32 protein-coding genes and 2 pseudogenes are annotated in these 26165 nt (G+C 56.2%); 12 read left to right on the forward strand and 22 right to left on the reverse strand.

Annotated features, from left to right (window positions below; translation table 11 throughout):
• Positions 1-81: 81 nt before the first annotated feature.
• Positions 82-507, forward strand: coding sequence for a hypothetical protein (locus CQ018_RS08510; RefSeq protein ID WP_105549563.1), 426 nt, complete (start codon positions 82-84; stop codon positions 505-507).
• Positions 508-769: 262 nt separating this feature from the next.
• Here CQ018_RS08510 and CQ018_RS19840 read toward each other — a convergent pair whose 3' ends face one another.
• The 7 genes and pseudogenes from CQ018_RS19840 to CQ018_RS20280 form a co-directional block, all read right to left on the reverse strand.
• Entirely contained in the window at positions 770-988 is a 219-nt protein-coding gene (locus tag CQ018_RS19840; RefSeq protein WP_146111855.1) for a hypothetical protein, read from the reverse strand.
• Positions 989-1205: 217 nt separating this feature from the next.
• Positions 1206-1406 (reverse strand): annotated as a pseudogene (locus CQ018_RS20470) (transcriptional regulator); the annotation flags it as partial.
• 104 nt (positions 1407-1510) lie between these two features.
• Complete coding sequence (locus CQ018_RS20055; protein WP_181149802.1) at positions 1511-1660, reverse strand: hypothetical protein; 150 nt, start codon at positions 1658-1660, stop codon at positions 1511-1513.
• Between the two features lie 299 nt (positions 1661-1959).
• Entirely contained in the window at positions 1960-2568 is a 609-nt protein-coding gene (locus tag CQ018_RS08520; protein WP_105549564.1) for a flavin reductase family protein, read from the reverse strand.
• 47 nt (positions 2569-2615) lie between these two features.
• Positions 2616-3281 (reverse strand): TrkA family potassium uptake protein, encoded by a 666-nt coding sequence (locus CQ018_RS08525; RefSeq protein ID WP_181149829.1) that lies wholly within the window; start codon positions 3279-3281, stop codon positions 2616-2618.
• A gap of 25 nt (positions 3282-3306) precedes the next feature.
• Positions 3307-4674 carry a TrkH family potassium uptake protein gene (locus CQ018_RS08530; protein ID WP_105549565.1) on the reverse strand — a complete coding sequence of 456 codons (1368 nt, stop codon included), beginning with the start codon at positions 4672-4674 and terminating at the stop codon, positions 3307-3309.
• 155 nt (positions 4675-4829) lie between these two features.
• Positions 4830-5195, reverse strand: a complete 366-nt coding sequence (locus tag CQ018_RS20280) for a hypothetical protein (RefSeq protein WP_146111856.1) — start codon at positions 5193-5195, stop codon at positions 4830-4832.
• A gap of 205 nt (positions 5196-5400) precedes the next feature.
• On the opposite strand from CQ018_RS20280, the gene CQ018_RS08535 reads away from it, so the two are divergent.
• Both CQ018_RS08535 and CQ018_RS08540 read left to right on the forward strand, forming a co-directional pair.
• A complete protein-coding gene (locus CQ018_RS08535) occupies positions 5401-5700 on the forward strand; it encodes a hypothetical protein (protein ID WP_105549566.1) in 300 nt (99 codons plus the stop codon).
• Positions 5701-6181: 481 nt separating this feature from the next.
• Positions 6182-6655 carry a hypothetical protein gene (locus tag CQ018_RS08540; RefSeq protein ID WP_105549567.1) on the forward strand — a complete coding sequence of 158 codons (474 nt, stop codon included), beginning with the start codon at positions 6182-6184 and terminating at the stop codon, positions 6653-6655.
• Positions 6656-6680: 25 nt separating this feature from the next.
• Here CQ018_RS08540 and CQ018_RS08545 read toward each other — a convergent pair whose 3' ends face one another.
• Positions 6681-7892, reverse strand: a complete 1212-nt coding sequence (locus tag CQ018_RS08545; RefSeq protein ID WP_219844032.1) for an MFS transporter — start codon at positions 7890-7892, stop codon at positions 6681-6683.
• A gap of 297 nt (positions 7893-8189) precedes the next feature.
• Here CQ018_RS08545 and CQ018_RS08550 point away from each other — a divergent pair, with 297 nt between their 5' ends.
• Positions 8190-8390, forward strand: a complete 201-nt coding sequence (locus CQ018_RS08550; protein ID WP_105549569.1) for a hypothetical protein — start codon at positions 8190-8192, stop codon at positions 8388-8390.
• Between the two features lie 1024 nt (positions 8391-9414).
• Here the strand turns inward: CQ018_RS08550 and CQ018_RS08560 are convergent.
• On the reverse strand, positions 9415-9834 hold the full coding sequence (locus tag CQ018_RS08560) for a hypothetical protein (RefSeq protein WP_105549571.1): 420 nt from the start codon (positions 9832-9834) through the stop codon (positions 9415-9417).
• A 74-nt stretch (positions 9835-9908) separates the two neighbouring features.
• On the opposite strand from CQ018_RS08560, the gene CQ018_RS08565 reads away from it, so the two are divergent.
• Both CQ018_RS08565 and CQ018_RS08570 read left to right on the forward strand, forming a co-directional pair.
• Positions 9909-10379, forward strand: a complete 471-nt coding sequence (locus tag CQ018_RS08565) for a hypothetical protein (protein ID WP_105549572.1) — start codon at positions 9909-9911, stop codon at positions 10377-10379.
• On the forward strand, positions 10369-10686 hold the full coding sequence (locus CQ018_RS08570) for a transcriptional regulator (RefSeq protein ID WP_105549573.1): 318 nt from the start codon (positions 10369-10371) through the stop codon (positions 10684-10686). The genes CQ018_RS08565 and CQ018_RS08570 overlap by 11 nt, the downstream gene beginning before the upstream one ends.
• Positions 10687-10729: 43 nt before the next feature.
• On the opposite strand, the gene CQ018_RS08575 is transcribed toward CQ018_RS08570, so the two are convergent.
• The 6 genes from CQ018_RS08575 to CQ018_RS08600 all read right to left on the reverse strand — a co-directional run bounded on the left by CQ018_RS08575 (position 10730) and on the right by CQ018_RS08600 (position 17041).
• Positions 10730-11527 (reverse strand): DUF4240 domain-containing protein, encoded by a 798-nt coding sequence (locus tag CQ018_RS08575; protein WP_181149803.1) that lies wholly within the window; start codon positions 11525-11527, stop codon positions 10730-10732.
• A 337-nt stretch (positions 11528-11864) separates the two neighbouring features.
• Entirely contained in the window at positions 11865-12554 is a 690-nt protein-coding gene (locus tag CQ018_RS08580; RefSeq protein ID WP_258142468.1) for a CPBP family intramembrane glutamic endopeptidase, read from the reverse strand.
• 240 nt (positions 12555-12794) lie between these two features.
• Positions 12795-13682: an NAD(P)H-binding protein gene (locus CQ018_RS08585; protein ID WP_105549575.1), complete on the reverse strand. Its 888-nt coding sequence runs from the start codon at positions 13680-13682 to the stop codon at positions 12795-12797.
• A gap of 124 nt (positions 13683-13806) precedes the next feature.
• Complete coding sequence (locus tag CQ018_RS08590) at positions 13807-15285, reverse strand: serine hydrolase (RefSeq protein ID WP_181149804.1); 1479 nt, start codon at positions 15283-15285, stop codon at positions 13807-13809.
• A 94-nt stretch (positions 15286-15379) separates the two neighbouring features.
• The gene (locus tag CQ018_RS20285; protein WP_258142469.1) at positions 15380-15949 is read right to left on the reverse strand and encodes an ABC transporter permease; all 570 of its coding nucleotides are present in this window, start codon (positions 15947-15949) and stop codon (positions 15380-15382) included.
• A gap of 171 nt (positions 15950-16120) precedes the next feature.
• The gene (locus CQ018_RS08600) at positions 16121-17041 is read right to left on the reverse strand and encodes an ABC transporter ATP-binding protein (RefSeq protein ID WP_105549577.1); all 921 of its coding nucleotides are present in this window, start codon (positions 17039-17041) and stop codon (positions 16121-16123) included.
• Positions 17042-17169: 128 nt separating this feature from the next.
• Here CQ018_RS08600 and CQ018_RS08605 point away from each other — a divergent pair, with 128 nt between their 5' ends.
• Complete coding sequence (locus CQ018_RS08605) at positions 17170-17775, forward strand: TetR/AcrR family transcriptional regulator (protein WP_181149805.1); 606 nt, start codon at positions 17170-17172, stop codon at positions 17773-17775.
• A 149-nt stretch (positions 17776-17924) separates the two neighbouring features.
• Here CQ018_RS08605 and CQ018_RS08610 read toward each other — a convergent pair whose 3' ends face one another.
• Positions 17925-19133 carry an MFS transporter gene (locus CQ018_RS08610; RefSeq protein WP_105549579.1) on the reverse strand — a complete coding sequence of 403 codons (1209 nt, stop codon included), beginning with the start codon at positions 19131-19133 and terminating at the stop codon, positions 17925-17927.
• Between the two features lie 366 nt (positions 19134-19499).
• Here CQ018_RS08610 and CQ018_RS08615 point away from each other — a divergent pair.
• A pseudogene (locus tag CQ018_RS08615) lies at positions 19500-19730 on the forward strand (ISAzo13 family transposase); the annotation flags it as partial.
• An 88-nt stretch (positions 19731-19818) separates the two neighbouring features.
• Positions 19819-21060 (forward strand): hypothetical protein, encoded by a 1242-nt coding sequence (locus CQ018_RS08620; RefSeq protein ID WP_105549581.1) that lies wholly within the window; start codon positions 19819-19821, stop codon positions 21058-21060.
• A gap of 300 nt (positions 21061-21360) precedes the next feature.
• Here CQ018_RS08620 and CQ018_RS08625 read toward each other — a convergent pair whose 3' ends face one another.
• From CQ018_RS08625 to CQ018_RS08640, 4 genes are all read right to left on the reverse strand, one after another.
• A complete protein-coding gene (locus tag CQ018_RS08625) occupies positions 21361-21945 on the reverse strand; it encodes a hypothetical protein (protein WP_105549582.1) in 585 nt (194 codons plus the stop codon).
• 4 nt (positions 21946-21949) lie between these two features.
• On the reverse strand, positions 21950-22135 hold the full coding sequence (locus CQ018_RS20290; protein WP_105549583.1) for a hypothetical protein: 186 nt from the start codon (positions 22133-22135) through the stop codon (positions 21950-21952).
• Between the two features lie 214 nt (positions 22136-22349).
• Positions 22350-22475, reverse strand: a complete 126-nt coding sequence (locus tag CQ018_RS20295) for a type II toxin-antitoxin system RelE/ParE family toxin (RefSeq protein ID WP_219844034.1) — start codon at positions 22473-22475, stop codon at positions 22350-22352.
• Between the two features lie 131 nt (positions 22476-22606).
• Positions 22607-22870 carry a type II toxin-antitoxin system Phd/YefM family antitoxin gene (locus CQ018_RS08640; RefSeq protein ID WP_105549584.1) on the reverse strand — a complete coding sequence of 88 codons (264 nt, stop codon included), beginning with the start codon at positions 22868-22870 and terminating at the stop codon, positions 22607-22609.
• A 276-nt stretch (positions 22871-23146) separates the two neighbouring features.
• On the opposite strand from CQ018_RS08640, the gene CQ018_RS20300 reads away from it, so the two are divergent.
• Positions 23147-23734 carry a hypothetical protein gene (locus CQ018_RS20300; RefSeq protein WP_146111858.1) on the forward strand — a complete coding sequence of 196 codons (588 nt, stop codon included), beginning with the start codon at positions 23147-23149 and terminating at the stop codon, positions 23732-23734.
• Positions 23735-23822: 88 nt separating this feature from the next.
• Here CQ018_RS20300 and CQ018_RS08645 read toward each other — a convergent pair whose 3' ends face one another.
• Complete coding sequence (locus CQ018_RS08645) at positions 23823-24299, reverse strand: GNAT family N-acetyltransferase (protein ID WP_105549585.1); 477 nt, start codon at positions 24297-24299, stop codon at positions 23823-23825.
• A gap of 280 nt (positions 24300-24579) precedes the next feature.
• Here CQ018_RS08645 and CQ018_RS08650 point away from each other — a divergent pair, with 280 nt between their 5' ends.
• Together CQ018_RS08650 and CQ018_RS20790 are read left to right on the forward strand one after the other, a co-directional pair.
• Positions 24580-25053: a GNAT family N-acetyltransferase gene (locus CQ018_RS08650; RefSeq protein WP_219844035.1), complete on the forward strand. Its 474-nt coding sequence runs from the start codon at positions 24580-24582 to the stop codon at positions 25051-25053.
• Positions 25054-25292: 239 nt separating this feature from the next.
• The gene (locus CQ018_RS20790) at positions 25293-25703 is read left to right on the forward strand and encodes a putative quinol monooxygenase (RefSeq protein WP_105549825.1); all 411 of its coding nucleotides are present in this window, start codon (positions 25293-25295) and stop codon (positions 25701-25703) included.
• Here the strand turns inward: CQ018_RS20790 and CQ018_RS08660 are convergent.
• Complete coding sequence (locus tag CQ018_RS08660; protein WP_105549587.1) at positions 25645-26154, reverse strand: tetratricopeptide repeat protein; 510 nt, start codon at positions 26152-26154, stop codon at positions 25645-25647. The genes CQ018_RS20790 and CQ018_RS08660 overlap by 59 nt on opposite strands.
• Positions 26155-26165 lie beyond the last annotated feature (11 nt).

A 26165-nucleotide genomic window follows, 5' to 3' on the forward strand; every position in this document is an offset into this window, starting at 1 on the left:
GGCGGTGACTTCGGTGGATGTACGGGAGTCGTATCGACCGTGTATGCGCCGGCTCGATGGGTTGCGCGATACATTTGAAGAATGACGTTGATTCGCAGAGCGGTTTGCGGACTTTCAGTTGCAGCACTCTCGGTGATGCTCACTGGTTGCTCAATTGATGCATTGATCTGGGGGAAAGCTGGAGCCCAGGTGATTCAAACGACCGAGAAGTTTGTGGGCGACTTGGCTTCGGGTAAAGCCTCGGATAGTGTCTGCACGGATTCCGTGTCGAATCTCGGGGTTCCTAGCGATTGGTCAGGACTTTCTGCTGGCGAGCCGGAAAAGTTTTTCGCCGATTATTGGGAGGAACAAGCGAAGCTTAACCCTCAGTGGAACATCAATTTGGAGGGGCTCCCCGACGGCGCTGTGCCCGGAACGCGCTTTCCGGGAGACATCTTTTTCCGGGAGACCGAGGGCGGTCTTTGCATAATAGACGTTGCTTGGTCGACGCTCGAGTCCGTTGGCTGACCCAGTTGAGCGCGCCCTTATCTACACAGAGGCGAGGGGCTCACCTTGACGAGTCAGAAGCCCCTTTGCGGATGAGCTCCGGAAAGAGATTTGGCCTGCGGATCTCGGGCCGAGGATTGCCAAGCAACCCAAATCAACATCGTAAAATATGGTGATCGAAGCTGGTTCGTTCATTTCTGGCAGGCGGATGAGTCAGTGTTTACTGGTCAGTTTCCGTAGCGCTCTGCATGGGTTTTGGCACGCTCTACAGCGTCAAGTCCGATCACGCAGCAGAACTAAATGGCTGCAGTAGCAGCAAGATTACCAAGGCACCAATCAGCTTGGGACGACTCCGTGGGGCGACAAAGATGGATCGAGTTGCCGTTAGCGCTGCGATTTGGGGAACCGCGAGAGCTACGACGAGCATTCTCTGGCGAGCAGGAATCTGCTTCTGGTAGTAACCGGCTGGTTTGTCCCAGGGATTCAGACCGATCCACGACATGAGAAGTAGCACGGTGGATAGAGCGGTCCAGCATAGAAATAGATTGGCCAAGTAACAGGGTGTGAGGGGGGGAACATCCAGCTTTGGCCCCAGTGCGATGTGTTTTCGCCCAAGGGGGCTTGAACCTGTTACGCAACGTCGCCTATGCCTCATATAGCCGGTCCTGAAGACGGAACCTCACGCGGGATGGTGGTATCGGAAGACTAATTAGGGAGCACTAATTGTAGCTGTCTGGAATATCTGCACTAGCTGCAAGGGCTCGCAGAGCCCCGACAAGGGTCCGAAATGCACCGCGACCACTTTTAGTTAGGCTGATCCATGTCCGTGTACGCGTATCAACAATCCCCTTGCGTCGAGAGACATATCCGGCGTTTTCCAGGACGCGCAGATGCTTGCTGAGTGCCGAGTCGCTCAGCCCAAGCGAATCTCAAACCACTCCAAATTCAACTTCAGCGATCTCGGCCAGGATGGAACACGCACGCAACTGGGCCGGCACGTGGACGAGCTCATAGAATCCATCGCTCATCGATGCTCGGCCCGGATGGCGTGTTCGAAGCGGGTGTCCATAAGCGGGCCAATGACCATTGTCAGTATTAGGCCCAGCCCTGCCGCCAGATATACGGCCCAAGTAACGGCAGGACCAGTAGCGGATAGCACCCAGACGGCAGCCACTGCCAGCGCCAATAACAGAGCACGTAAATCAGGGCGAGCCCACGAGTACTTCGATGGGTGTAAACATCAAAAATGACCCTTGAGGGTGTCCGCTCCCCGTGCGGGGGGAGCTCGCATTCTTGTCTTCACCCCAGGGCTCAAACAGGATCGAAAACCGAAGACCGATGCAAGCGTCTCTTCAATACGCCGCTGACCATCGAAGAGAAGACAAAAAAGGGGGTGCTCCTCGGATGAGGTTGCCGGTGGGTTGAGTTAAAGGCCAAAGTAGCTGTCTGCCCATGAGGACCTTTTCTGATGATCTAGCGCGGCCTCGTGAGATCAAAACGGCCCTCGGCCAGCAGCTCGAAATATGCGCTTGGACCACCAGCGCGCAGCACGGGGTGGGCTAGAAGCGTCTGGTAGGTGCCATCGGGGATCAGCGCCTCATCGATGTGTACAGCGACCACTTCCCCGATGGTGAGCACACCGGGGGAGCCGCTCCCGTCCGCACCTCGTAAGGGGATCACATCGCTGACCTTGCATTCAAAGCTCACAGGCGAGGCTGCAACACGTGGTGCGCTGATATCAATAGAATCGGCGGCTTCAAGACCGGAAAAAATAAATTCATCAACTTCGGCAGTGGTCGAGGTTTGGTTCATCCGCTCGGCGAGCGCCCGGGTGACCAAGTTCCACGTGAACTCGCCGCTGAGCTCGGCGTTACGTGCCGAGTCCTTGCGCGTGGTGCTCGAAAATCCAATGAGCGGCGGCTTATAGGAGAACGCATTGAAGAAGCTATACGGTGCTAGATTGCGAACGCCGGTCGGGGATAGCGTGCCAATCCAGCCGATTGGTCGAGGTCCGACGATTGCGTTGAATGGATCGTGGGCGAGTCGGTGGCCTTCTGCCGGTCGGTAGAAATGCGTAGTCATCCCTACATTCAATCATCAATCATTGGGCCTAAGGGGGGGGGACTGCCTCAGAGCAGTGCGGCGAAGCGTTCGGCATCCGCGGTGGCCCCGGCGACGATGATCTCATCGTCCTCGTGTAGCACCGTGGCGGTGGTCGTATGATCCCATTCGCTGTTCTGTCGTTTGACGGCCACGATAGTGACACGGTGTTTGGCTCTGATCCCGGTATCGCCTAAGGCTTTGCCCACGGTTTCCCTCGGTGGTCTGGTCTTGACCATCGCGAATCCGTCTTCGAATTCTACGTAGTCCAGCATGGCTCCGCGGACCAGGTGTGCCACGCGCCGACCCATGTCCTGTTCCGGACGAATCACGTGTTCCACGCCGAGCTGTTCGAGGATTTGCCCGTGTGCGGCGCTGACGGCCTTGGCCCAGATGGTGGGTTTGTTGAAGCGCAGTAGTGCGGAGGTTGTTAGGATGCTGGCTTCCAGGTCGCTACCGATACCGACCACAGCGCGGTCGAACTCGTGCACCGAGAGTTGGCGCAGCACCTCTTCCTTGGTGGCATCGGCGCGCACCACATGGGTGAGCTTTCCGTTGAAGGACTGGACAATGTCCTCATCGTTGTCGATGCCCAAAACCTCGGTGCCGGCGGCCGCCAGCTCCAGGGCCAGCGCCCCGCCAAAGCGTCCCAATCCAATCACGACTACCGAGTTGGCTTCGGCGATCCGTTCCATGGACCGGGGGGTGAATAAATGGTGCTTAGCCAATGAGTGGCCTCTCTTTCGGGAATTCATACATCATGGGGCGTGCGCGTAACGCCAGCGCGGAGGCCAGGGTGACCGGTCCTAACCGCCCGACGAACATCAGGAACACTAAGAGCAATTGCCCGGCCGGCGGCAGCGAAGCGGTAATGCCGGTGGAGAGTCCCACCGTGGCAAAGGCGGAAATTGTTTCAAAGAGCAGTCGGTCAAGCCCAATATCAGTCATCAACATCAGTGCCATGGTGGATCCGATGACCAGGGCCACGGCCAATAGGACGATGGTGATGGCTTGACGGTGCACCGAACGCGAGAGTCGTTTGCCAAAGACGTTGACCGCTGTGCCACCGCGGACCTCGGTGAGCAGGATAAAGAAGAGTACCGCGAAGGTAGTAATTTTTAGGCCACCGGCGGTGCCGGCCGGCCCGCCGCCGATAAACATCAACACATCAATACCAAGCCAGGTGGCCGGGTCCATTTGCCCAAAATCCAGTGAGTTGAACCCGGCAGTGCGGGTCACCACTGATTGGAAGAAGCCGGCCAGCAGTTTATCGGCGGTGCTCAGGGCACCTAGCGTCTTGGGATTGGTCCATTCCAGTACGCAGATAAACATGGTGCCGGCGGCCAAGAGGATGGCGCTGCCAGAAAGTACCAGTTTGGTGTTCATGGTCCAGTGCAGTGGTCGGCGGTAGTGGCGGCCAAGTTCGAAGAGTACAGGGAAGCCGAGTCCGCCGATGATGATGGCCGCGGCGATGGGCAAACTAACCCAAGGATCTCCAACAAATCCCATGAGATTGTCGGTATAGAGCGCGAAGCCGGCATTGTTGAAGGCAGAAATGGAGTGGAAGATCCCTAACCAGAGGGCATGAGCCCAATCGTTGCCCAACCCGATGGCGAAGCGCAAGGTCAGCAGAATAGCGATTACCAGTTCGGTGCCGGCGGTGATCTTCAAGACCCCGAGAAGTACGGCGCGTACATCGCCGAATCCTGTACTTTTGGTTTCCACGGCCGTTTGGATTCTGGATTTGAGTCCCAGTCGCCGGGCCATCAGCACACCGAGCAGGGAAGCGAAAGACATGATGCCAAACCCACCGAGTTGGATCATGACAAGGATTGCGACCTGCCCAAAAGGTGTCCAATAGGTTGCTGTATCAACAACGGCTAATCCGGTGACGCAGACGGCAGATGTTGCCGTGAAAATCGCTTCAATGAACCCGGCGCCACCCGGTCCGGTTTTTGCTATGGGGAGCATGAGCACCAGGGTTCCGGCCAGAATGGTGAGCCCAAAGCCCGTGGCGATTGCCTGTGCCGGATGGCGGGGGATCAGGGCTCGTCCAAGTGCTTTAGCCCTAGGTGCTGTGACATGCATAAAACAAAGAATAGGCGCTGGGTTCAAAAATTCGGTTATCCGTGGTGAATCTTTGGTGAGTGCAAGTCATACAGCCTTTGGATACGCCGTATTGACCTAGGCTTTTAGCTCGGGGAGTGCGTAGGTAAATTGTGCGTTTGGCGGTCAACGGAAGACTAGCTACGGGACCCATAACGCAGGAGGTTGCCGTCGGGATCAATATGTCCACCCTCTCGCATACCGTAGTCGGTATCGATCGGTTTGACGTTATTGCCCCCTGACACCAACGACCATCTGGCGTATACCGCGTCGGCATCCGCTACATTGAGAAACGAGCAACCGGCACTCGTGAGAGGGTTGTGGTCGGGATTATGGGAAACGTGGATCTCCACGCTATCCAATGAGGCGTACCCGTAGTTATCGTCGTGTGGTTTTACACTAAATCCGAGTCGACGATAGTGTTCCAGCCAGCGCATAACATTGGTCGTTGAGAACACTGGAGCCACAGCTAGCAGCGCGAAATCTTCTTCATTCGGTGACATGCATTAATTGTTGACCGTCTAGTAGGACATGTCCAAAGATATGTGACCCGCAGTGGTGCTCCTCGCCGCGCGAGCATGTTCTGGCAGACGCTGCGTGGTACTTGGATGGGAAGAATACTAGGTTGCTCAAGAGGTTGCCGAAGTACGCTGTAGCCACGATAGTTGGCAACTAAGCCATTCCTCTGCCCCGTCCGAAGGAGCTCAGATGCCTAGCGAAGAATCCAGCGTTAGAAAGATTCGGGTTTGCGTCCCAAGACTTCGTGATGTCTCTAGCCGCGAGGCAATGAACAAGCTTGCGGTCTTTCTTCATTCCATTGGCATCGACTGCACGCTTGATGCATCCGAACGGCAGATAACCTATGGTCCAGACGCAGAAGGAGTCGAACTCGAATTTATTCTCAACATGATCGAAGTCTTTGATGCGCGATTCAGGACCGTACCCACGATTGAGGAAAGTCGCGAATTGGAAGAGCTGATAAGAGCAAATGAAAATAAGTCCCGCTAATTCATGGGCGGGTGCTTCGAATGAAACGTATGTCGGGGGATCATGCCGCAAAGCTGGTTCAATCTATGGTTCTGCTCAACTGAAAAGCCAACTTGGTTAATTGCGTGGTGATTGATTCCTGAGTCCCGAACCTACGAACCGGAATTGAATCTCAAAAAAATATCGCACGATAGCGATGGCTGACCTTGATGTCCCGAAGCGCCCGCAGCCACAAACACCAGATATTCCGCCGTTCACCGGTTTCTCACTTTCCATTAGAGAAATTCTTTTATTCCGTAACGGAAAATCAATTGAGTACGCAGCGAAGACATCCTTTTCGAAGTCGACGCTTCTGTGCGGTGCCACCAGTATGGGGTTGTGTTCACTTAGGGGGCCCGAGCCAGTCAACTCTTCAGCTAGCGAGAAGTTACTTATAAAATTTCCGGCGTGACATGGTCATGTGTCGAGAGTATGCTCCACAAGGTGAAGGTATGCTCTGCAAATGGAGAACAAGAAGAACGCGATGACCCTGCTGCTCGCCACAATACTGGCAACTTTTGTTTTGTCGGGATGTACCGGTGCGGACATGGCACCGGTCCCGACCCCAGAGCCAACGCAGGCTGAATCGACCCATGACAATGCGGAGATTTTCGGGCAACAGAAATCTTCTATTGAAAGAACTGAAGCATCAGCGGTAGTTCTGAAGCAAATTAGCGGTACAGGGCCCTCAACTATTCCCGTCGACAGCCTACCCGAGGGATATACGGAATTAGGCTGGACCGTGGCATGTACCGGTGCTGGCGAATGGAAAGCCGCAGTTGTTCAGACGGAACCTGCCTGGAGCCAGGGAGCCTGCTCGCTAGAGCCGTTCCGTAGTGCCAGGCATTCGGTGGGTGAACCCACAAATGATCATTCGGTAGAAATCAAGGTCGAAGAAGATGCGCAAATCTGGGTTACCCTTTTTGCCACAAAGTAATTGATGCTTGTCGCTCGGATGCTAGCTATGGGATGCGCAACGTTTCTGACTCGCGGTCTTCATCTGGGGCGATAGAGGCCTGCGCAGCTAGGTGTCTTACCTTGCGGCGGAGCGCAATTATGGCGATCAATACTCCTGCCAGCGCACAAATACCGGCGATCACCACCATGCTCTGAGCTCCCGACGGTGTTCGTGGAGTTCCAACGACGTATCCGATGGCCACCGCAGCACTGGTGAGCATGCGGTAGTAAGCCCACGCACTGCCAACGTGAGCTTTCGAGATTTGCTGATAGATCAGGTTTCGGACACCCACATTATGAGCCCCGTTCCCCAGACCACCAATGACAAAGGCGATACCAATAATGATGGCTATCGACACTAAACCTTCGGTCAATATGGCCAGAGCCATGCATAGCCCGCCACCGACAATCAGAAGCATGGTTCGGGGAGCTAGACGTTTGGTCCCCGCAAGGTAGGCACCGATGAGCGATCCGATAGCCCAGCACGAAAGAACAAGACCATACAGGGTGTCGGTGCCCGATATTTGTCTGAGCCAGAACACGCCCGCCACCGCTTCGATGGCGCCACTAATCATGATGAGAATCAGCAATGGCATCAGGGAAGCAACGGCCGGGGCCGAGCGAATAGCCTTCCATCCATCGCTCACGCCACCCCATAAACTCCACGAGCTGGGATCGGCAGATTCGGGTCTATCGGCTCGCAACACCAGGAATAAGGCAGTAACTGCAAGTATCAGGGTGGTAGCCGCATTGACCCCGAACATGAGCGAAACCCCAACAATACTGAAGAGCCACGCCGAGAGGGCAGGGCCGATCATGTAGGCCAAAGACGAACCGACGGCCATCAGCGAATTTGCTCGTTCAATCCGGATGGACCCGGTCAATTTGGGTAACAACGCAAATGAGGCGCTGCTAGAAAGAATGTTGATGACATTTGAAGCTGCCAGCAAGGCGAGAAGAGCCCAAAAGTCATCTTGCAGCGCGGCTACTCCAATGCAAAGACTCTGGAGCGCTAAACAGATCACCCAAATCTTGCGTGGATCGTAACGATCCACGATGGCACCGCCAAAGGGAGCCAAGATCATCGCGGGAAGTGCCAAGGAGAGGGAGAACCACGTAACCATCCAGGGTTGTCCCTGGTTCACGGCGGTCAGCACCATGGACATGGAGGCTGCCTCGTCGCCTACAACGGCCAAGGAAGAAATGACGACCAGCATGATGAGCGGGAGAGTCGACGTCCTTTGACGTGTGCCTGTGCTTTTCATGTGGTGGTCGCACTTTCTTCGGCTGACGAGGGAATGTGAGTGCTCATAAATTTCGGTTGCAAAGCTGTCAGTCTAGCGTGGTGTCTTGAATAGTCTCGGCACTAGCGGAAATCTTCCCGATTCAGCGCCGTAAGTCAAAAGCGGACTTTGGCCCGGTTTGTGAATGTGCAGAGACTTTCTTTGTCGTAAAACGATGCATCCATGGGTTCTAGTTGTCACCAACACGGTTGAAGTGACATCCTCAATGACATGCGCACCAACTTGATCGTCATTCTGAGCACCGTTGTCGCCCTTGCCGCTAACATCGCGTTGGACATATACACGGATTTACCTATGCTGATTCGGTGGACCATAGCCGTTGGCCTTGGATTACTCGCCACCAACGCCTTGAGTAAGTGGTCCAAACTCCGGCAAAAGCGGAATAACAACGAGGAGTTGGACCGCCAGTAAATCGGCAACCGATCAAACTTCTAACGCCTAGGCCCGTCGTCTGCCGCGCCGGAAACTGGGCCCCGGCGCATCCCGAACGCCTAGCTTCTTTATGTGGGGAACCAAGAAGAGTAGTACTTTTGGCTACGTCAGCAGTGGCTTCCTCCTACAGGGGGCAAGTTATTTGTTGATTTGTTGTTGGTTTCCTTTGCTGAGCGGACCGCCGCCCGAAGTCCTGTGCACTGAGCTGGAGCGCTCGCAGGGGCGGATGACTACCGGGAGAGCAAAGAGGTCCGTGCTGTCTCGAGGCTACAACCGTTGGAGAACAATGAAAATTAGTGAAGAAGCTTCGCGGTATCTCGCACGTCTGAAGGACAGCGTTGAGAGGATCATCCCCGAACTACCGGAAGGAGTCGAGGGGCGCGTCTATCATCACGGCCATAGCGTGTGCGTTGACCTCAAAGGGGGTAGCTTGGGCGTCTTTACCTTGGTATTAGGAAGCGAGGCACCGGAGCTTCATTACGACAACCGGTATCGCGACTTTCGGACTGTCCCAGAAGGTTTGGATGAGACCATCGAATTTGCGCAGGACGCCTTCCATGAGATTTCGAGGTTCATTCTCCAAAGAGGTCCAGTAATAGAACACAAGAGCCGCATTCTTCGCCGACCATATTTCCCAATACCCCGGATAAACGGCCCAGACTGGCATCTCACCAAGATCCGGAGATAGGCCACTCGACAGCCTCGTCTTAATTGCTGCGGACCCTAGCAGATTGAAGGACCTTGGATGTCGGCGATTGAACGAAGAAGGAGATTTTCTCTTACAAACGAATCGAAGGCGTTGTCTCGTTTGGGTCTGTCCGTGCCACTGCGTGTGGGTTTGCCGAGTTTGGTAGGCGACTATGACTCCGCACCAGCCACATATGGGCATGCTTAGGTGGAAAAGCGGTCTGCGCCCGGCCATCTCGTGGTCCATCAGTGGTCCTCCAGGAAGTGCCGGAGAATTTAGTTGTCGTTGGTACACCAGCACGAGTGGCGCGTACCCTCACTGACTGAGCACATCGCTGAAGTCGGCAGGTAGGGCTACTGCGAGCACCATTGAAACCTTGGGCTTCGACGGCGAGTGTTCGATGGCTACCGTCTCCGCAAACGAACCCTTTCTGAACGCCGTCTTGTGAATTTGGCTAACTAGCCACGCGATGGGGTCTGGCCTCAGTGATTCACTGTCGACGACAAGCTGATTTCTGCGGAAAGCGTCAAGGGTACGCGGGTCCCAGAGATCGCCCCCTATTCGGAATCGCCATTCGACCGAACTAAATGCCAGCAATTCGGTCTGCCCGCGCTCGCCGTTAGCTGAGCGCAACGCGATTTCGGTTTCCGGTTCCGAGAACTTCCGCAAAGGAACGCCCTGCTGGACAATGCTTTCGGATGAAAATACGGCAGTCGTCTTGGCGCTCAATGTCAATTGAGCTAACCCGACCTAATTCGCCCCAGACACTTCACTTGCCTATGGGGAAAGTAACTTATAGACTTGCCTCTATGGAAAATAACTTGCCTGCCGAGCATCCTGGCCCGCGGAACGATGCTGCCCTTCTCCTAGGTAGTCTCAACGCCGACCGTGCGGACCTAGCTAAGCGTTTACGAGAACCGAAGTGGTTCGCGCCCGGTTTGGGTGCAATAGCCGCAATCTTCATTTCGTCCCCGGCCTGGGCAGAATCGTTCAACCGAGGGTTCGTGCTGACCTCCCTCGTCACGCTGAGCATCTTCATCGTGCTTGGATATCAGCGGGTGACCGGGGTTAAGCTACTCGGATTCCGATTCCGTGAAGGGGCACTGTTCGCTGTGGCCATTGTGGCCACTTTGTTCTTGTACAGCGTCTCGTTGGGACTTGCTGCCAGCGGGTTCCGCTGGTGGATCATGGCCCCCGTGATCGTTGGCTTCCTGGCTGCAACGAGCCTTGCCCGGCTAGTGGCATCTTCCATGCGAGGACGCGTAAGTCATGTCGCCTGAAGGCTCTTTCAACGATCTTGTTCATGAGCCGATACGACTGCGAATCTGCGGCCTGCTGCGCGCCGTTGATGAACTCGACTTTGCCGTGCTCCGAGACACCATCGGCATCAGCGACGCCGCCCTATCGAAGCACCTCAAAGTGCTCGCCACGGCGGGCTTTGTGAGCTCAAAAAAGATTGCTTCTGCAACACGGACGGACGCGAGACGAATGACCTGGCTCCAACTCACAGACGAAGGAAGAGCCGTCTTTGATGGCCATATTCGAGCCTTGAGGCAGATCGCTGCCGGCTCAGCATCTTCCCTGTAGCGTTTGCTGGATCGCGCGACAACCTGCACCCTATGTTCATCGATCAGGGAAGGGGCGTGATCTCCGGATAGAGATCCTGAACCTCGTCCTCGTCCCATGCCGTCCCCGCTGGTTCACTACCCGTAGTGGTCGACGGGCTCTGCGGGTAGTCCTCATACAGATCCCGGCCACCGCTGGCTCGCCTGTACGCGTCCGCACCGGCGTAGGATAGCAATTCCGCGTCATCGCTCTCAAAGGCAAAGCTTAAACGTCCATCGTTCAATACCTGTGGATCCAGTTGCACGGCCTTGAAGTAATCGCGGCCCTGGCCGACCACCCAGTTGCGGAAGTAATCGAAGCAGTCATCGGAGCATCCTCCGTTGAGTACGTAGGCCGCGCCCCATAATTCCCACGAGTAAAGTTCATTGGTCTTGGAGACGAACCTTGCGTTGAAGGAAGCGACCTGCGCAGGAGGCAGAGCCCCAAGGATATCCTCCAGCTCGGTGGCTTGGCGCTCGATGCTTCCGGCCGATGCTTCCAGAGAGCGGCCTGTGATGTCCCAGAACTGTTCATCTTCCATGAGCTGCAGCCCAGGCTTGATGGAAGTTGAGGGCTGGGCAACCGTAGCTGTTCCGGTGGGTCGAGGTTCGAGAGTCGATGACGGAGGCAGAACACTGGTTGTTTCCACAAGGGCCGGATCTGAACTTCCGGCAGGGGGCTGTTCGGCGCACCCGACCAACACCATGGCCACCGCTACCAACACTGCTACTACACCGGATTTGGACCTTGGAATGTGTGTGTGGGCGCCAGCCCCGTGAGGTAGCTGTCCGGCTTCGCCGATGGCGTGATGAGGTGTTTTCATAGTTTTTTCCCCGGGCTCGTAAGTCCAATTGCGACCAAGTCGCGCTATGGGGAACTCTACCGGCACGATTCGTTGCATCTCGGTGTATCTGCCCGAGTCCTTTTTCCTGGAGCAGAGCCGTGGCAACATAGTGCCGAACGGATAATTTCACCCGTTCCGATTCGGGAATCTTCTGTGGGTATTTGAGTTTTTGGTAATGGGCATCAACCGCGGGGATTCTCAGCTGACCCTTTTGCTGTGGTGCAGGCTTCTTCGGCTGCACGGCACTCAATCACCAAAATTGGATGGCTTGGTTGGTGTCCCGGATCAAGGTGGGCCCACTAGTGGCCGATTGTTCCTAGCCTCGAGACAACTCATCTGTGGCCGGAAATTCCTGTGATTCGAGCTCTCCACGGATGAAGAAGATTGCGAGAAACCCGAAGAAGATGACCGGAATGTTTCCCATGCTGGCAAGCTGGGCGAAGAGTCCTTCTGTCGGGTATCCCGCCTGGAGAAAGATGCTCGGGTCCGTGGTGGCATGTAGTAGCACCGGCCACATAAGATTGCCCGTCACACGCAGCGTCAGATACATGCAAATTCCAAAGGCAAAGGTGTACACGACCTGAAGGGCCGTGGCGAACAATGCTTGGCCGGACAGCAGATTACCGGTATGCATTGCGGCAAAAACTCCGGCCGATACCAGGGCCACGGCTCTTTCCTTGTGCCCGGCCTTGCGCATAAGGTTCACCACGAAGCCTCGCGTCAAGACCTCCTCAGCGAAGCCCACGCACGGGCCTGCGAGCAGCCAGCTGGCAACGTATCCAAGGCCGGCGGATGCGTAGTTTGTGGTGGCAAAGCGTGCCATATTGAACACTAGTACCAGGGCAACGGCTATCCACATCCAACGGCTGCCGCGGATGGGCTGGTGAGCAAAGAGTTCCTTGAGCCAGCCCAGTGAGAGTGCGAATAGCACCAGGAGCAAGCCAGCTAAGCCGATCGGCAGCGCGTAGAACAGAAGAATGTAACTACCGCTCGTTGGATCATCCAAGAATGGGGCGAAAGGAATCCGGCACCGAGGCTAATGATTTGCTAAAGGACAAAGTAGACGGCAGCTAGGACGACGCCCTTCCACCAGCCGCCGCGTTCCCAGAACTTTTTCCAGGCTGAGGAGGTTTCAGGGTGCGGCAAATTTCATTCCTTTAAACAGGTAATTCTCGACTGTTGCAGTTTATGCTCCGAGCTACCTGCAAGAAAAGGTCTGTTACAGCAACGTAGGGCAGAGCCCTTTTTAGTAATTTGACGATGAGGGGGCCCGACCAGGGAAGTTCGAAGCCGCCCAGTCGATCAGGCGAGTGGGGGTCGTTGTCACATACGATCGAGGGTTCTCGGGGTTGTAATCATCTCTGATCCCGGCAGTCATCATCACAATCGCCTCGACTTGGTTGGTCGGCAGGCCGAATCCAGTCAGTTGTGCCCGCACATCGTCGTCGGTGAGCTGCCGAGCCTGAACGGGATGCCCCAGAACTTTACTCAACCGGTGTGCGATCTGTCGGAAGCTAAGATCCTCGGGACCGTGCACGGCTTGAACGTTTCGGCCGGTCCACGCCGGTGAGAGCAGACGAGCCACCGCTACCGCAGCAATGTCAGCTGGTGCTACCCATGGCAGAGACCGGTCAAGATCCATCGAGGTAGCGAGCACGCCGTCGGCAATGGCGGGCAGGTCCATCAGCAGGTTGCTGAAGAAATAGCCGCACCGCAGGTGAGTGACCGCGGCGCCACTGGCATCCAGAGCGACTTCAGTGGCCGCCAGCCCATCGATTTCCCCGACACCGTGGCGTTTTTCTGCGCCGCCACTGGACTGGAACACTACTCGAGCGATCCCGTTCTCCTTGATGGCGGCACAAATATTTCCGGCAGCAAGCGCGTGTGCCTCGAGCGGATCGCGGTCGATCGCTGTTGGACTGACCCAGTACACCGAACTCAGCCCCCGAGTAGCCGCGATGACCGATTCCTTGTTCCAGGTGTCCAAGACGGCGATTTCGACGTGCTCGGCAATCTCTGCATTGAGGGTGCGCGGGTCGCGTATAAGGGCGCGAGGTTGTTCTCCGGCCTGGACAAGCAGCCGCAGTACGTGCGCTCCGACGTTTCCTTTGGGTGTAACTACTCCGATAGTCATTTTTGCTTTCCTTTCCTTTCAAAGCCCAGTCACGGAATAATGCCTGGGAACTTACGTGGGTATTGGACGCTTCGTTCTCTATCTACCGCCAGAGATTCGACGTTGCTGATGCTCGTTCCGGGGGTCAAGGTGTCGGCGCAGCCTTCTGCGCAGCTGCAGTGTATGTGCGTAGTCTGTGCCTCAATCGCGCACCGGTAGTGGCAATGCCTGCGATAGAGAGCACCAGCAGGAGCACCATGAATGCGGGATAAAGCCAGAACACGTTGGATGGCGTGAACGAATTGCCCTGAAGCGAGGTGAGGACAAGAAACAAGAACGCTGTGCCAGCGGGCGCGAACAGCTGAGGCACGAGCCGAAGTCCGAAGCGCCAGCCACCCCAATGGCGTCGGCGCTGAGCCCATGGGCGTGCGCGGTACAGGCCACGAACACCTCCCACAAGCGCGAGCAGGGTGAGGCCGGCGAGCCCGAGGTCGATCCAGATCGCCGCCGGCACACCGATCTGAGGGTTAGCTCCGCCGGAGAGATCCAAGATCCCCGAAGAGATCTCATAGGCATGCTCCAGCGTCGGGGTGAAGCTGTTTAGGAGCACTACTACGCCGTAGCCGGCGGCGGGATCAAGCATCACCTGAGCGTTGTAGGCGGTGCCCACCCCACTGTGCTGGATTAGCGGTTCATTCTCCTGGCTGCTGCGCATCCAGCCCAGTCCTGATCCCTTGGCATGCGGTTGGATGCGATGGGACTCTTCGACCAGCTCCGCCGACAAAAGTTGTTGACCGCCCGCAGCCTGTCCGTTGCGCTGTTGAACCGCAACCCACAGCGCCATGTCGTGGGCGGTACTGACCATACCGCCGGCCCCGCTGATCATTGCAGTCACCTCTGGCACGGGAAATGCCAGACCGTAGGAGAGCACATGGCCCAGTTCTAGGCCTCGAACCGGGGTAGTGGTGGTGGTCAGGTTAAGCGTGTCCGCCATGCCTGCCGGAGTAAAGATGTGCTCGGCTAGGTAGTCGTTAAATGGCTGCCCCGTGACGACCTCTACCATTCGGGCCGCGATCCAGTAGTTCGCATTGCTGTATCGGTAACTTGAGCCGGGCTCGGATGCCAGTGACCACGAGTGGGTGCGTGCCACGCCCTCGGCGAGAGTATTGGCGGGCGGGATGATCGTCGGAGTCGCTACTCCAGAGGTATGGCTCAGTAACTGGCGAACGGTGATCTTATCGGCACCCGCACCGCCCAGATTGAACTCGGGTAAATGCTCGATGACCGGATCATCCAGGTCAAGGTGGTGGTCCTTGACAAGTTGCAGGACGGCGAAGGCAGTGAAGGGTTTAGATGTCGACTCGATCCGCATCAGGCTGGATTCTGTGAGAGGTGCTCCGGTGGCGGTTTGGCCATACCCGGCTTCGTGTAGCACCTCGCCGTCGCGTACCAGAGCGATGCTCGCCCCGGGAAGGTGGTGGGTTTCAAGGTATTGCTCAACGAAATGATCAATGCCCACGTTCTGTTCTGCTGCCCCGGCCCCGGCCGATACTGGCAGGGCGAATACTAAGCAGGCCACCAAGACAGCGAGTGTCGCAGTTACAAATCTCTTGTAAGTTCTCATCGTGCTGCTTTCGTAACGTGTGGTGTGCGCTCCGTGAGCCGGTACGGTAGTGCTCCGGCCAGACCAGGGTGCGTCTGGAAGTTCGAGGTCATTGCTATTCCCATCGAAAGCATCGTGCGGCAAGCGTCCCGCATACGATGCACCAGCCGATGAGTACTGCGGCATGCAGCAGCTGCGGCCAGCTGCCTGCCGTGGCATCCTGCAATGTCTGCGTGGCCGCGCCCAGGGGAGAGAAGTCGCTGATTACCAAGAGTCCATCGGGCATCGAAGCCCGGGGAATCCACAAGCCCGCGAGGAAAAGTAAAGGGAAGAACAATACCGTCCCAAGTGCTCCGGCAGCCGGCCCGCTTGGAGCCAGCGAGGCTACCAGAAGCCCCAGGCAGAGCATCGTCAACGCCGCCAAGCCAAACGAGACAATGTATGCGAGAAGGTTTTGCGGGAGGCGCACCGCGAAGGCCAAATACCCGATAGCAAGGATTGTGACCATGCTGATGAAGGAGGCAAACAGGCATACTATCAATTGCGCGGAGAGCAAGAGCACTGGTCTGGCTGGGGGTGATGCGCATGCGCCGCAAGATCTTCTTATCGCGGTAAGTAGCGAACCGTTGCGGCAGCGTGAGTAACGCCAGCACAGTGATCGCGAGTGCAACGAGGATCGGTGCATACAGGTCGATAATCCTCAGCCCACCCAGGTGTTCTTGGTGCACTCGGAATGAGGGGATCACGCCGAGGATTACAAGTAGCAGTGGTGGTGCAACGAGCGCGAAGCCCCATTCCAACGGTTCGCGGGAGAAGAGTCGAGCCTCCGAAATGGTGAGTCGAAGCAGCGCGGACATTAGTTCTGCTCTCTCGTGGCGAGGCGATGACCGGTGAGTGCGACGAACGCATCCTCGAGTGAGGCTCGTTCAATCTGCAGGCCTTCGACGGCGAGCTGTTCACGTGCAAGCAAGCTGCTGACCGCAAGAAGCAAGTTCCCCTTTCCTCTCACCACGAGTTCTTCCCCGGACTGCTTTGCCGAAAGCACCTCCGGCAGCAGCATCAGCAGGGCCGGGTCCAGTGGTGCGGATGGGCGGAGACGAAGTTGCTGCGTGTGCTTGACGCCGTTGACGAGGCCACTGGGGGAATCGAGCGCGACGATACGCCCCGCATCGAGCACCGCGATCCGATCGCACAGCCGCTCGGCTTCCTCCATGAAGTGTGTGACTAAAAGGATTGTCACGCCGCGGTCGCGCAGCGCCTCAATCAGTGCCCATGAGTCACGCCGCGCTTGGGGATCAAGCCCGGTCGTTAGCTCGTCGAGTATTGCTACCCGTGGATCACCAAGCAACGCGAGGGCGATCGCCAGACGCTGCTTCTGGCCTCCCGAGAGCCGGTGGTATCGCGTGTTGATCTGTGCGGTGAGGCTCAACATTCCAAGTAGTTCATGCCAATCCACCGGGGCGCGATAAAACGAGCTGTATAGGCGCATTGCTTCGCCGACCGTGAGCTTGTCGGGAAGCTGACTCTCCTGCAACTGCGCGCCGAGCAGCTGGCGCAATTTAGCTTCATCTCGCCGTGGATCGAGCCCGCAGACACTGATCGAGCCACTATCGGGAGCGCGTAGTCCTTCGATGCATTCAACGAGGGTGGTCTTGCCGGCACCATTGGGCCCAAGCACACCGAAAATCTCGCCTTGCTCGACGGTAAAAGTTATCCCGTCAATTGCTGCGCGCTCGCCGTAGTGCTTGACGAGATGATCCACCTCGAGGATCGCCATGACCGTTGTCCTTTGCCAGCTGTCTGAATTAGGTATCGCGGACTCCGTGAGAATCCCACGCAACAAACGATACTTTGACCATGTGGTCAAAGTCTAGACTTAATGGTCAGCTCCGGTATGCTCTTTACATGTCCAACCCTGTAACTCGCACCCGAAAAGCCCGTCGAGAAGATTTGATTGAGGCCACGATCAGATTGATCTTCCGTGACGGCATTGAAGCTGCTTCACTTGCACGGATTGCGGCGGAAGCTGGAACGAGTAAGGGAACGGCCCTTTATCATTTTGCGAATAAGGAAGAGCTATATGAGAGCGTGATGAACTCCTTGTTTGAAGCTGGTGGGGTGTACATGTCGGAACGCATTGTTGCCGCAGCTGATACTCCACGAAGCAAGATTGAGGCCTACTTCGAGTCGAACTTGCGGTTCATCGTTGAAAACCTTGAGCACGTTGTCGCGACGCAAAGGATCGTGCAAAAGACCGGAGTCGTCGAGTTGGACGGAGCCATCGCGCCGCTGCGGAGCATGCTTATAGCTGGCCAACAGGATGGCAGCTTCGAGCAGTTCGATGCCGACTACGTGGCACACTCGATCCGTTCGCTCATCGACGCGGCTGCCTATTACCTGCCGGGTCATCCGCAGATGGATAGCCAGCGGTTCATTGATGAGGGAGTCGGGTTGCTCCTGCGCACCATTGGAGCATCCCCGATTTCTGGAATCCCGTTGCAGAGAGATTGATGCGACCTGCTTGGTATGCGAGCGTGACAGATGGGAAATTGTCTCAAGCCGTTGGTCCATGCTGTCTCTAGCCCGCAGAAGGGCACGAGGCGTTGGGGGAGCTCAGCCCAGACATCATCTGTAAATGGGGGCCAAGGAAAGGCCTTGGGTCATGAGAATGCGGGGTGGGTGTTCTCCCATTTCCGCAAGCTTGGCCACGCGATGAGTGCACAGAGGAGGACGACCACCGCCCCTGCTAGGAATGGGGCGGCAAGGCCACCGACTGTCGCGAACAAGCCGCCGAGCCCGGCCCCAATGGTGAGACCAGCCAGAGAGAACAGCTTGGACACGGCATTGACCCGACCGCGCAGGTCATCCGGGACAAGACGTTGGCGCAGCGAACTGACGCAGATACTGAAGATGACAGCGTGCAGGATATATACGGCCAAGAACAATCCCGCCAACCAAGAATTATCGGTCAAGAAGAGTGCAAACAAGCTAAGTGAACCTAGGACTAAGCTTCCCGTCGTGGTTGCGGCGTACCCAATCTTGCGCCGCAGCGGAGCCGCCATCGCCGATCCCACAAGTCCGCCAAGAGCTGAGACCGACAGAAGAATCCCGTAGCCAGCAGCTCCCAGCCCCAGGATGTCCTCGGCGAAGAGGACGAGAATTGAAAATGGCATCATGTACGCGACACTGGCCAACCCGGTAATGATGGCCAATGAGCGCAACAAACGGTGCCGGGCCAACCAAGCGGCGCCTTCGGCTACCTCACGGCGCACCGAAGGCGCGTGGGTGCTGAGTCGCTGGGGGCGAAAGCTGCCAGCCATTCCCAGAAAAAACAAGGCTGCTGCGGCGTAGGCGCCGCCGGTGACTGCGATGGGCAAGGAAATGGCGACTGCAAACATCAGTCCGCCAAGCGGGGGACCGACGAATTCGTCTGCGACAAGCTGAGTTGCCGTGATCTGGCTATTGGCCCTGTCCAGGTCTTTGGTGCCCACGAGCGACGGCAGGATGGATAGTGCCGCGTTGTCGGCTGCCGTTTCCAATAGCCCAATCATTGTAAAGACGACGTACAGCGCGAGGATTGACCCCGTCCCGGTGGCGACCAGCGCGGCCAGAGCGAGCAACAGGATGCCGCGGCTCAGATTGGAGACCCACAAAATGGTTTTGCGGTCCAACCGGTCAACGAAGGCACCGACGGGCAGAACCACCAGAAACCTGACAGCTGAGTAGACCATGGGCAGGCCAGCGATGAGCAATGGGCTGGTGGTTAGTTGCGTAGCCAAAAGCGGTATGGCGATGAAACTGATGCCGTCGCCGAAGTTGGCGGCCGCATTTCCGGCCCAGAGTTTCCGATATTCTCGTCCCGTCGACATGGTGACCGAGCCTACCGGAAACCTTCAAGCTCAGATGACACCTGACTAGTGACGCTCCTACTGGATGATCTTCAAAGGAAGTCCATATATGTTGGGCTCGGAAACGATGGGCCGGTGTCTGCATAGACGATCGGTCACCCGTGACAGTCTTCGATATTGGGGGTGGTGCAGCAGTCTTAGAAAAGCGATGCATTTTGATCTTGGGATTATTGGTGCCTCTTAGGGTGCGTCAATAAATAAACACGTTTTCTAGTGTTTTAGGTGAGACCACGGTGTAGGGCTTTTGATGTGGAACAGGAAGAATTGTTGCGGGCGAAGTTCGATACGGTGCTGCCGCATCTGGATGAACGTTCCCAACGGTTTGTGTTGGCAGCCGAAGCCCGTTCCCTGGGATATGGCGGGATTGCTGCGGTAGCCAAGGCCTCGAGGACTTCACGTTCTCTCATCCAGCAAGGAGTGGCCGAACTGGAGTCAGGAGCGCCGCCATTGGGCAGGAACCGCCGGGCCGGTGGCGGACGCAAGCCTGCCGCGGTCACCGGCCCTGAGCTGATTCCGGCACTGCTGGCCCTGGTGGAACCCACCCTCCGCGGGGACCCCGAATGGAATTAGATCCTCAACCCCTCAGGAACGCGTGCTAAAAATTGACAGTCCTTAAGTTCGACTGCAGTCGGCTAATCTGGAAGGCATGGCTCAAGCAAGGAATCGACATCGAAAAGGGCTGGTTCCCGAACGCGGCGATCACGCCGGCGGATATCGTGAATTCCTCGAACACCTGCCTGGTCAAGCATCGGTGAGAAAAGCGCTCACAGTCATCTCACTTGCGGGCCTTGTTCTTGCTGCATCCGGGTGTTCGATGCTTGGAACTAGCAAGCCGACGTTCCAGGACGATATCAAGCCAGGATCAGGTGCATACTCCGTGTATTACACCGATATGGATAGTAATCATGGCAACGCAAGCACCGTGGAAGACGATGGGGCCCTCGTTGCCACAGCGAAGCTCAAGGCGACCAACCTGTTGACCCGCATCGACTCAAAGTCTACGGTGGGACTGCTCGGTGCTCGGTCTGCGGATCTGGTCTTCGTGAATGACGATGGCTCGGTGGACACCGGGTACCTGGATTACCCCGAGGGAACCGGAGTCACGGCAGCAGCATGGTTGGGTACCGATGAGATCGCTTCACTCATCAATGTTGGCCAGGCGGAGCAGGGATATTCGAATCCCCTCGTTGTTCATGACCGCACGGGCAAGACTCTTCGCAGTCTCAAGCTGCATGGGTACATGCAAAGCGCAATCGTTCAAGGCAATGAGCTGTATTTGGCCGGTGAAATCGTACCGCCAGATCCGAAAGACGCAGGATCGCGAGTCATCGTCGTAGACCTGAAGAACATGAAGGTGCTCGATCAGCACGACTGGGTAGGCACTGGCGGAATCCAATCGTGTGCGATGTCCCGTGAGATGATCTACTGTCTCGAGTCCGATTCGTTCAACGACGCTGACTATCCGGAATTCGCCTGGAACAAATTGGTGCGGATCAACCCGAAGACCTGGGAGAAGACCCTCATCACAGAATTCAAAGACTCAGGGATCCGGGTTGAGAACATCGGGGATCGGATCTACGTGTTGGCCGAGCATCGGGTCGCATTGCTCTCCGCTGACGGTACCAAGATCACCGCTGAGCGCGAATTCGGAAATGGAGAAGACGCGAAGGCCGAACGGCTGGAAGCGGCGCCCGATGGGCGGCTCGACCTGTACGTCCGGGACTTCTCGTTCGCTGCACGAAGTGGAGACAGAGACTATGTCGGAGATATCCACCGCATAGACCCCTCCACTTTGAAGACAACGAGGAGTACGCCAATGGAGCTACCGGGAGAGCAGTTTGTCGATCTCCATGCGATTGCTACGGAGTTCTTCACCCGGGCGAAATAGCCCACTGAGAAGGGTGAATTCTAGGGGGCGTTGCAACACCAAACGGTCTACGCTGCCGATAATAATTCACGTAATACGCTCGGCTGGAGTCATCAAGCCGAGCGTATTACGTGGACGCCCGTTGAATAACACTGCCACCTGCTCCAACCCCACTGGCCCACACCGCACCTCTGGGCCTGGCCGAATTGATTCCGAAGACGCTGCCCTGAGTCCGAATTCGCACGTGCGACGATTGCGAATCCGCAAGGGAAACAACAAACGGGATCATCCGTCTGGGTTCGTGCGGGTTTGCAGACGGCCCTATCCGTGGTCCCGTTTATCACTTAGCTGGATCAGCATGCGGGTAATCTTTGATGGTGGTTTTGAAGGGGAAACGGGCCACAGGTGGACTTCGATGAGGTGCTGCACCGAATCCATGGCTGCGTTATATTCGGCAGCGTTGAATTCCAGCTTGGCAGGGAACCAATTCAGGGGATCGTCGTCTCCCTCTGGCGTCGCTACGTCCTTGCGGCCCATGATTTCCGCTGCGATGTTGTCCCCGGCCCAATGAGGTCCATGCCAGATAACACGGTCGTCGGTGCGAGCCAGCCACACGGCGAAGGTTCCGCACAGGATGTCCGCATCGTAGGGGCATACCGTAAGCTCTAGCTCGCCAGGTGCCAGCTCCTTGGTTGCTCCTCGACGCTCTGGATCTCGGTATCCTGCCAGCCACTTGTTGACTTCGGATTCGAGAAAGCGATGCGCGAAGGGTGATATTCCTACATTGTGTTTCATATTGACGATTGCTGGAACCGGGGTGCCGTCCACGACGAGTTCCACCGTCTCCTCAATCTTGTTCCACCGTGCAGTGATGGAAGAAAGGGCATTTGCGTGAAGTTCCGGCATGCGCTCAGTATTTCAGTGCCCAGATGATTTGACGAATATTTTGACCATTCTCCAATCGAAGGTCCTGATCCTCGGTGGCGGCGTCTTCGTCTACGAACGGGAAGAGAATTTTATTGCCGCCGAAACACTCGCTTCGTTCCGCAATTGGATCGTTTGGATAAGAATTTTGACTTGTCCCGATGTTGGTCATCTAAGGGGTATTTATTCGGCGGCGATATGTAACATCTTTTTCTCTCAACGAGTGCCCACAGCCTTCTGCTGCCGTCTGCGATGTGGAGAACACCAAAACTGAGGACCCCTAGATTAGGGAGGCGACCACCCTGCTGGCGAGGTTTATTTGAAAGTATGTGTTGAGGATTGCCGAAGTTGAGGACACCAATGTGTTCATCAGGCTAGGTGGACGGCTATTTGTAGACCTCGCGGCGGTGTGCCACTCGGACCACGGTAACCACGAGCGTGTTATCAATGATGTCGTAGAGGATCATGTAGTCGCCGATGCGTATCCGCCAGGAACTAGGTTCACTGGCCAATTTCTTGCACCAGGCCGGGCAGGGGTCCCGTTCAAGCTCAGCAATGCCGGACAGTATGCGTCATCGGATACTTGGGTCAAGCTTTTTAAGTTCCGTGGCCGCCGCGCTTGTAAATTCAACGCGGTAAGAACTCACGCGTCTAGCTCAGCACGCAGTTCGATCAGGCTGATACGTTCGCCGTCATCCACCGACTTGGCCGCACGATACTCGGCGCCGTCGCGGAGCATTTCTAATTGCTCCAGCAGTTCAAAATCCTCGGGTCCAATGAGCACGGCTGTTGGCTTACCATTCTTGGTGATCTGTACGCGTTCGCGTCCGTAGCTGGCGCGGCCCACAGCATCGCCCAGACCCTCGCGAAGCTCTCGAATCGTAACGGTTGAGGTAATCGAGTTCATGAATCCATTATGGCGCTTGTGTACACAGTTACCGCAGTGGAACTTTTAGGAAAAACGTCCGTTACAGACGGACGCTGGTGCGTCCGTAAAGCAACGACTCGGTTGTGACTCACAAAGGAGGAGAAATGGTTCGAGGGTGCTAGCGGAAGCAGAATTATGCTCATTTAGGAACGATCTATTCCTGATCGTGAAACGACGAATCAACGGCAGGGTCGATAGCATAGTGCACACAGTTATTTCTAACGAGACGGCTAAAGCACTGCTAGCCTTTGAAATGTGGTTACCTCTACGTGGCACGTCGCCGCTCCAATGACTGGTGACAAGATCTGGACCCGCTTGGCCAAACTTGTCACAACGGACGAAATCGTGTTGCATGGTTCACGGACACCAGGTTTATCGTTGATTGAGCCTAGAGCGCCGCTCGATTTCAGCTTTGACGATTTTTCCAAAACCACTGCTGTCTATGCCACCGAAGACCCCACCTGGGCCATCGCATATGCGATCCGTGCTTCTACGTGTCGAAGTTTCTTGAATGCGTGTTTCTATCCTGGAGCAACGGTCGGGGAGTGGTCGGAGCGGCGGATCTTTCTTTCATACGCTTCTACCGAAGGTGGTCAGCCACCTTTCAACGCGGGGGTGGTCTATGCGCTTCCGCGAAGATTTTTTACAAGAATGCCCAGCTACAGCGATCCTGTTCTGGGACTGATTACTGAATGCCAGATGATCAGCACGGAACCGGTTCCCGTATTAGCTGAGATATCAGTAAGGCCCGAAAACTTGCCCATCGTCCCACTGCTCCACGACTTTGAAACGGTTTCTACGCGTGCTGCCACATACTCCGGGGGATTCCCATGGCTCGATTGACGATTTCTCGACTCTCTAAGGTTCTGCAAGTAGATCCCTTTGCGGAACGGGAAGTGCCGCTATGCGGACGGTCTGCCGGTGCTAGGTGCTACACCAGGGCGTTGTGATCGAGCCCTTCATGATTGGTTTCTAGTATGAAGCCGCGTCGGATGAGCAGCTTTGCCGATGCAGTATTGGCCGGATCCACGCGGGCGATGAGTTTCTTAGTTCCATAGGCCTGGGGAATCGTGGCTAGTGCGCCATCGACCATGACTCCGGCGACGCCACGTCCCCAATGAATAGGTGAGACCCAGTACCCGATCTCTATGCCATCTTCCTTGCGGGTTGAAACGATAATGCCGACAGGTTCGTTTGCCTCGGTGGCCAGAAACCAACGGGAGGACCCAACGGCGTCGAACGGGTCTTGTTGAAGAGCTGCGCGAACGCGTTCTTGGATGGTTTGTTCATCCCAGGATTTGCCGTCGCCGATGAAGCGGGTCACCCGTTTGTCGGTGGCCATGACCGCGAAGAATTCCGTGTCTGTCTCGAGGAATGGGCGCAGGTTGATCGGGGGAGTGCTCGGCATGGGAACCTTTCGATGTTGGGTGTCTTTGCCAACCTACCAAGGGCTTAGTCCGGTTTTGAATCCGCGGGTTGTCACATATTCAATACGTCGAGAAGGCGCACCTATCGATGGCCCTTCACGTACTGCTTACTGCCGCTCGGCCCCCTCACCTAGCATGCTCATAAGGAAACCGGATATAGACTGAGCCACTGTGAGAGATATTGACTTGGAAGTTGATTACGTTCGGTTCGAGCAGGTTGCCCCGGACGAAATTTGGGCTGAGGTCGTGAGTCTTTTCGTCTTGAGTTTCGCAGCCCCTCCTTATGTTGAATCACCAGATGAATTACAAGGCATTGTTCAGTGGGGTCCCGAGAAGCTTGCTAGTCCTGGTGGGGGACTTGTCGTGGCGAGGCACGATGGACATATGGTCGGCTTTGCATTATCTCAGCGGCTTGACCAGGACAGCTCCTGGTTGCGACGACTCAACGCGATGTTGCCAACGCCAGACGCGGTCATCTCACCGTCGAGAACAGTTATTATCCAGGAACTCGCTGTCGACGAAACCTTTAGAGGTCGTGGGATAGCCAAACAGTGCATCCGTGAACTCCTCTCGAGCCGCCCCGAACAAGATGTAGTCCTAGGTGTTTTTGGCCAAGTCTCCCAAATCCGAGAGATGTATGGGCACTGGGGTTTTTCGGAGCTCGGTACCTCTCCGATTTACGGTGGAACCGTGACCCTGCATGCCTTGCATCACAAACTTCCCTGGACGGCCTAGCTATTCAACTGTATGGCTTTCAACGCTAAATATCGCAACCCCAAACGCAACAACTCTCGGTTCACACTGTTTCGCAGGGGGCCTTGAGCGGAGCGGCAGCACTTGCTAGGCGGGCCGAACCCATTTGGTAGGAATACCTCTTGCATGCAATCCTAGGGAACTTCATTCTTGGTAGTCTCGAGGAGAAGCTGAAAGTGCCCGCAGGGCATCACCCAACAGTCTTTGAGCTCGGGAGAAAAATGATCAACGTATTGGTGGGGAGTTCGGTTGCAGCGGAGAATCTCCAGGAGGTTCTAACGGTCTACGGGAAACTAGTCGCTACAACGATTAAAGAGCCTGGATGCGTGAGCTATGAGCTGCTTCAACTTCGTGACGATCCTTGCGAACTCATGCTTGCAGAACGATGGCTGTCACAAGAGCATCTGGACGCGCATACACGCACAGCTCATTTCATTGAAGCCATGACCAAGCTCGAGACCCTGGAAACGGCAGCGCCAGCAATGATTTACACCCGAGCTGTCTCGTCCACGAGATTGCCGGGGGTTGTTTTCATTGCGGGCACTGAGCGAGGCGGTACCGCATCTCCAACCTCTACCGGGTATCTTCTGGAGGCGAGCCCAACGAGCGAATGTGGGCCGCATTCCCACTGATTGCCGGCTTATACTGGTCGAGGTCGGGGGTATGAACGAATTCCACTATCAGTTCAAGCAGTGATGCAATGGTTTCCTCCGGTTGACCTGCCGAGTGAAGTGTAATTGCTTCGAAGACCCCCAAAGCCGGGGACTCAGGAAATGCCTTGCGTGCTGTCGCGAAGATTTCACGGGACTTCTTGTGCTCTCCCATATTCCGCAAGGTTGACCCATATTGGAGATAGCAACGTCTGAGCAGATCACCCTCCAGGCCGGCGGCAAGGGCGCGCTCATAGAATTCCTTAGCCGTTTTTTCCTGGCCTGCTGTGTCATATGCCCCTCCTACCTCATAGGACACCCGCGCATCGCCGGGATGGGAAGTAAGAAAGGGGAGCAGAACATCGATGGTTGGCTGCATATTGTTCCGGTCACGGAGAATGAAAATCCTGTCGAGCTCGTCGTTTAGGTCCATGCCGCTCAGTC

The organism is Arthrobacter sp. MYb227, from assembly GCF_002975435.1.
In the GTDB taxonomy this organism is placed as follows: domain Bacteria; phylum Actinomycetota; class Actinomycetes; order Actinomycetales; family Micrococcaceae; genus Paeniglutamicibacter.

Coding starts and splice junctions, on each gene's coding strand:
- CQ018_RS08540 (WP_105549567.1), top strand. CDS start 6,182: ATGGAGAACAAGAAGAACGCGATGACCCTGCTGCTCGCCACAATACTG.
- CQ018_RS08570 (WP_105549573.1), top strand. CDS start 10,369: ATGTCGCCTGAAGGCTCTTTCAACGATCTTGTTCATGAGCCGATACGA.
- CQ018_RS08550 (WP_105549569.1), top strand. CDS start 8,190: ATGCGCACCAACTTGATCGTCATTCTGAGCACCGTTGTCGCCCTTGCC.
- CQ018_RS08565 (WP_105549572.1), top strand. CDS start 9,909: ATGGAAAATAACTTGCCTGCCGAGCATCCTGGCCCGCGGAACGATGCT.
- CQ018_RS20290 (WP_105549583.1), bottom strand. CDS start 22,135: ATGACCAACATCGGGACAAGTCAAAATTCTTATCCAAACGATCCAATT.
- CQ018_RS08520 (WP_105549564.1), bottom strand. CDS start 2,568: ATGACTACGCATTTCTACCGACCGGCAGAAGGCCACCGACTCGCCCAC.
- CQ018_RS08645 (WP_105549585.1), bottom strand. CDS start 24,299: ATGCCGAGCACTCCCCCGATCAACCTGCGCCCATTCCTCGAGACAGAC.
- CQ018_RS08530 (WP_105549565.1), bottom strand. CDS start 4,674: ATGCATGTCACAGCACCTAGGGCTAAAGCACTTGGACGAGCCCTGATC.
- CQ018_RS08525 (WP_181149829.1), bottom strand. CDS start 3,281: ATGGAACGGATCGCCGAAGCCAACTCGGTAGTCGTGATTGGATTGGGA.
- CQ018_RS08610 (WP_105549579.1), bottom strand. CDS start 19,133: ATGTCGACGGGACGAGAATATCGGAAACTCTGGGCCGGAAATGCGGCC.
- CQ018_RS08585 (WP_105549575.1), bottom strand. CDS start 13,682: ATGACTATCGGAGTAGTTACACCCAAAGGAAACGTCGGAGCGCACGTA.
- CQ018_RS08625 (WP_105549582.1), bottom strand. CDS start 21,945: ATGCCGGAACTTCACGCAAATGCCCTTTCTTCCATCACTGCACGGTGG.
- CQ018_RS08605 (WP_181149805.1), top strand. CDS start 17,170: ATGTCCAACCCTGTAACTCGCACCCGAAAAGCCCGTCGAGAAGATTTG.
- CQ018_RS08510 (WP_105549563.1), top strand. CDS start 82: ATGACGTTGATTCGCAGAGCGGTTTGCGGACTTTCAGTTGCAGCACTC.
- CQ018_RS19840 (WP_146111855.1), bottom strand. CDS start 988: ATGTCGTGGATCGGTCTGAATCCCTGGGACAAACCAGCCGGTTACTAC.
- CQ018_RS20285 (WP_258142469.1), bottom strand. CDS start 15,949: ATGCACCGATCCTCGTTGCACTCGCGATCACTGTGCTGGCGTTACTCA.
- CQ018_RS08660 (WP_105549587.1), bottom strand. CDS start 26,154: ATGGACCTAAACGACGAGCTCGACAGGATTTTCATTCTCCGTGACCGG.
- CQ018_RS08545 (WP_219844032.1), bottom strand. CDS start 7,892: ATGCTGGTCGTCATTTCTTCCTTGGCCGTTGTAGGCGACGAGGCAGCC.
- CQ018_RS08590 (WP_181149804.1), bottom strand. CDS start 15,285: ATGAGAACTTACAAGAGATTTGTAACTGCGACACTCGCTGTCTTGGTG.
- CQ018_RS08535 (WP_105549566.1), top strand. CDS start 5,401: ATGCCTAGCGAAGAATCCAGCGTTAGAAAGATTCGGGTTTGCGTCCCA.
- CQ018_RS08620 (WP_105549581.1), top strand. CDS start 19,819: ATGGCTCAAGCAAGGAATCGACATCGAAAAGGGCTGGTTCCCGAACGC.
- CQ018_RS08575 (WP_181149803.1), bottom strand. CDS start 11,527: ATGAAAACACCTCATCACGCCATCGGCGAAGCCGGACAGCTACCTCAC.
- CQ018_RS08600 (WP_105549577.1), bottom strand. CDS start 17,041: ATGGCGATCCTCGAGGTGGATCATCTCGTCAAGCACTACGGCGAGCGC.
- CQ018_RS08640 (WP_105549584.1), bottom strand. CDS start 22,870: ATGAACTCGATTACCTCAACCGTTACGATTCGAGAGCTTCGCGAGGGT.
- CQ018_RS20790 (WP_105549825.1), top strand. CDS start 25,293: ATGATCAACGTATTGGTGGGGAGTTCGGTTGCAGCGGAGAATCTCCAG.
- CQ018_RS20280 (WP_146111856.1), bottom strand. CDS start 5,195: ATGTCACCGAATGAAGAAGATTTCGCGCTGCTAGCTGTGGCTCCAGTG.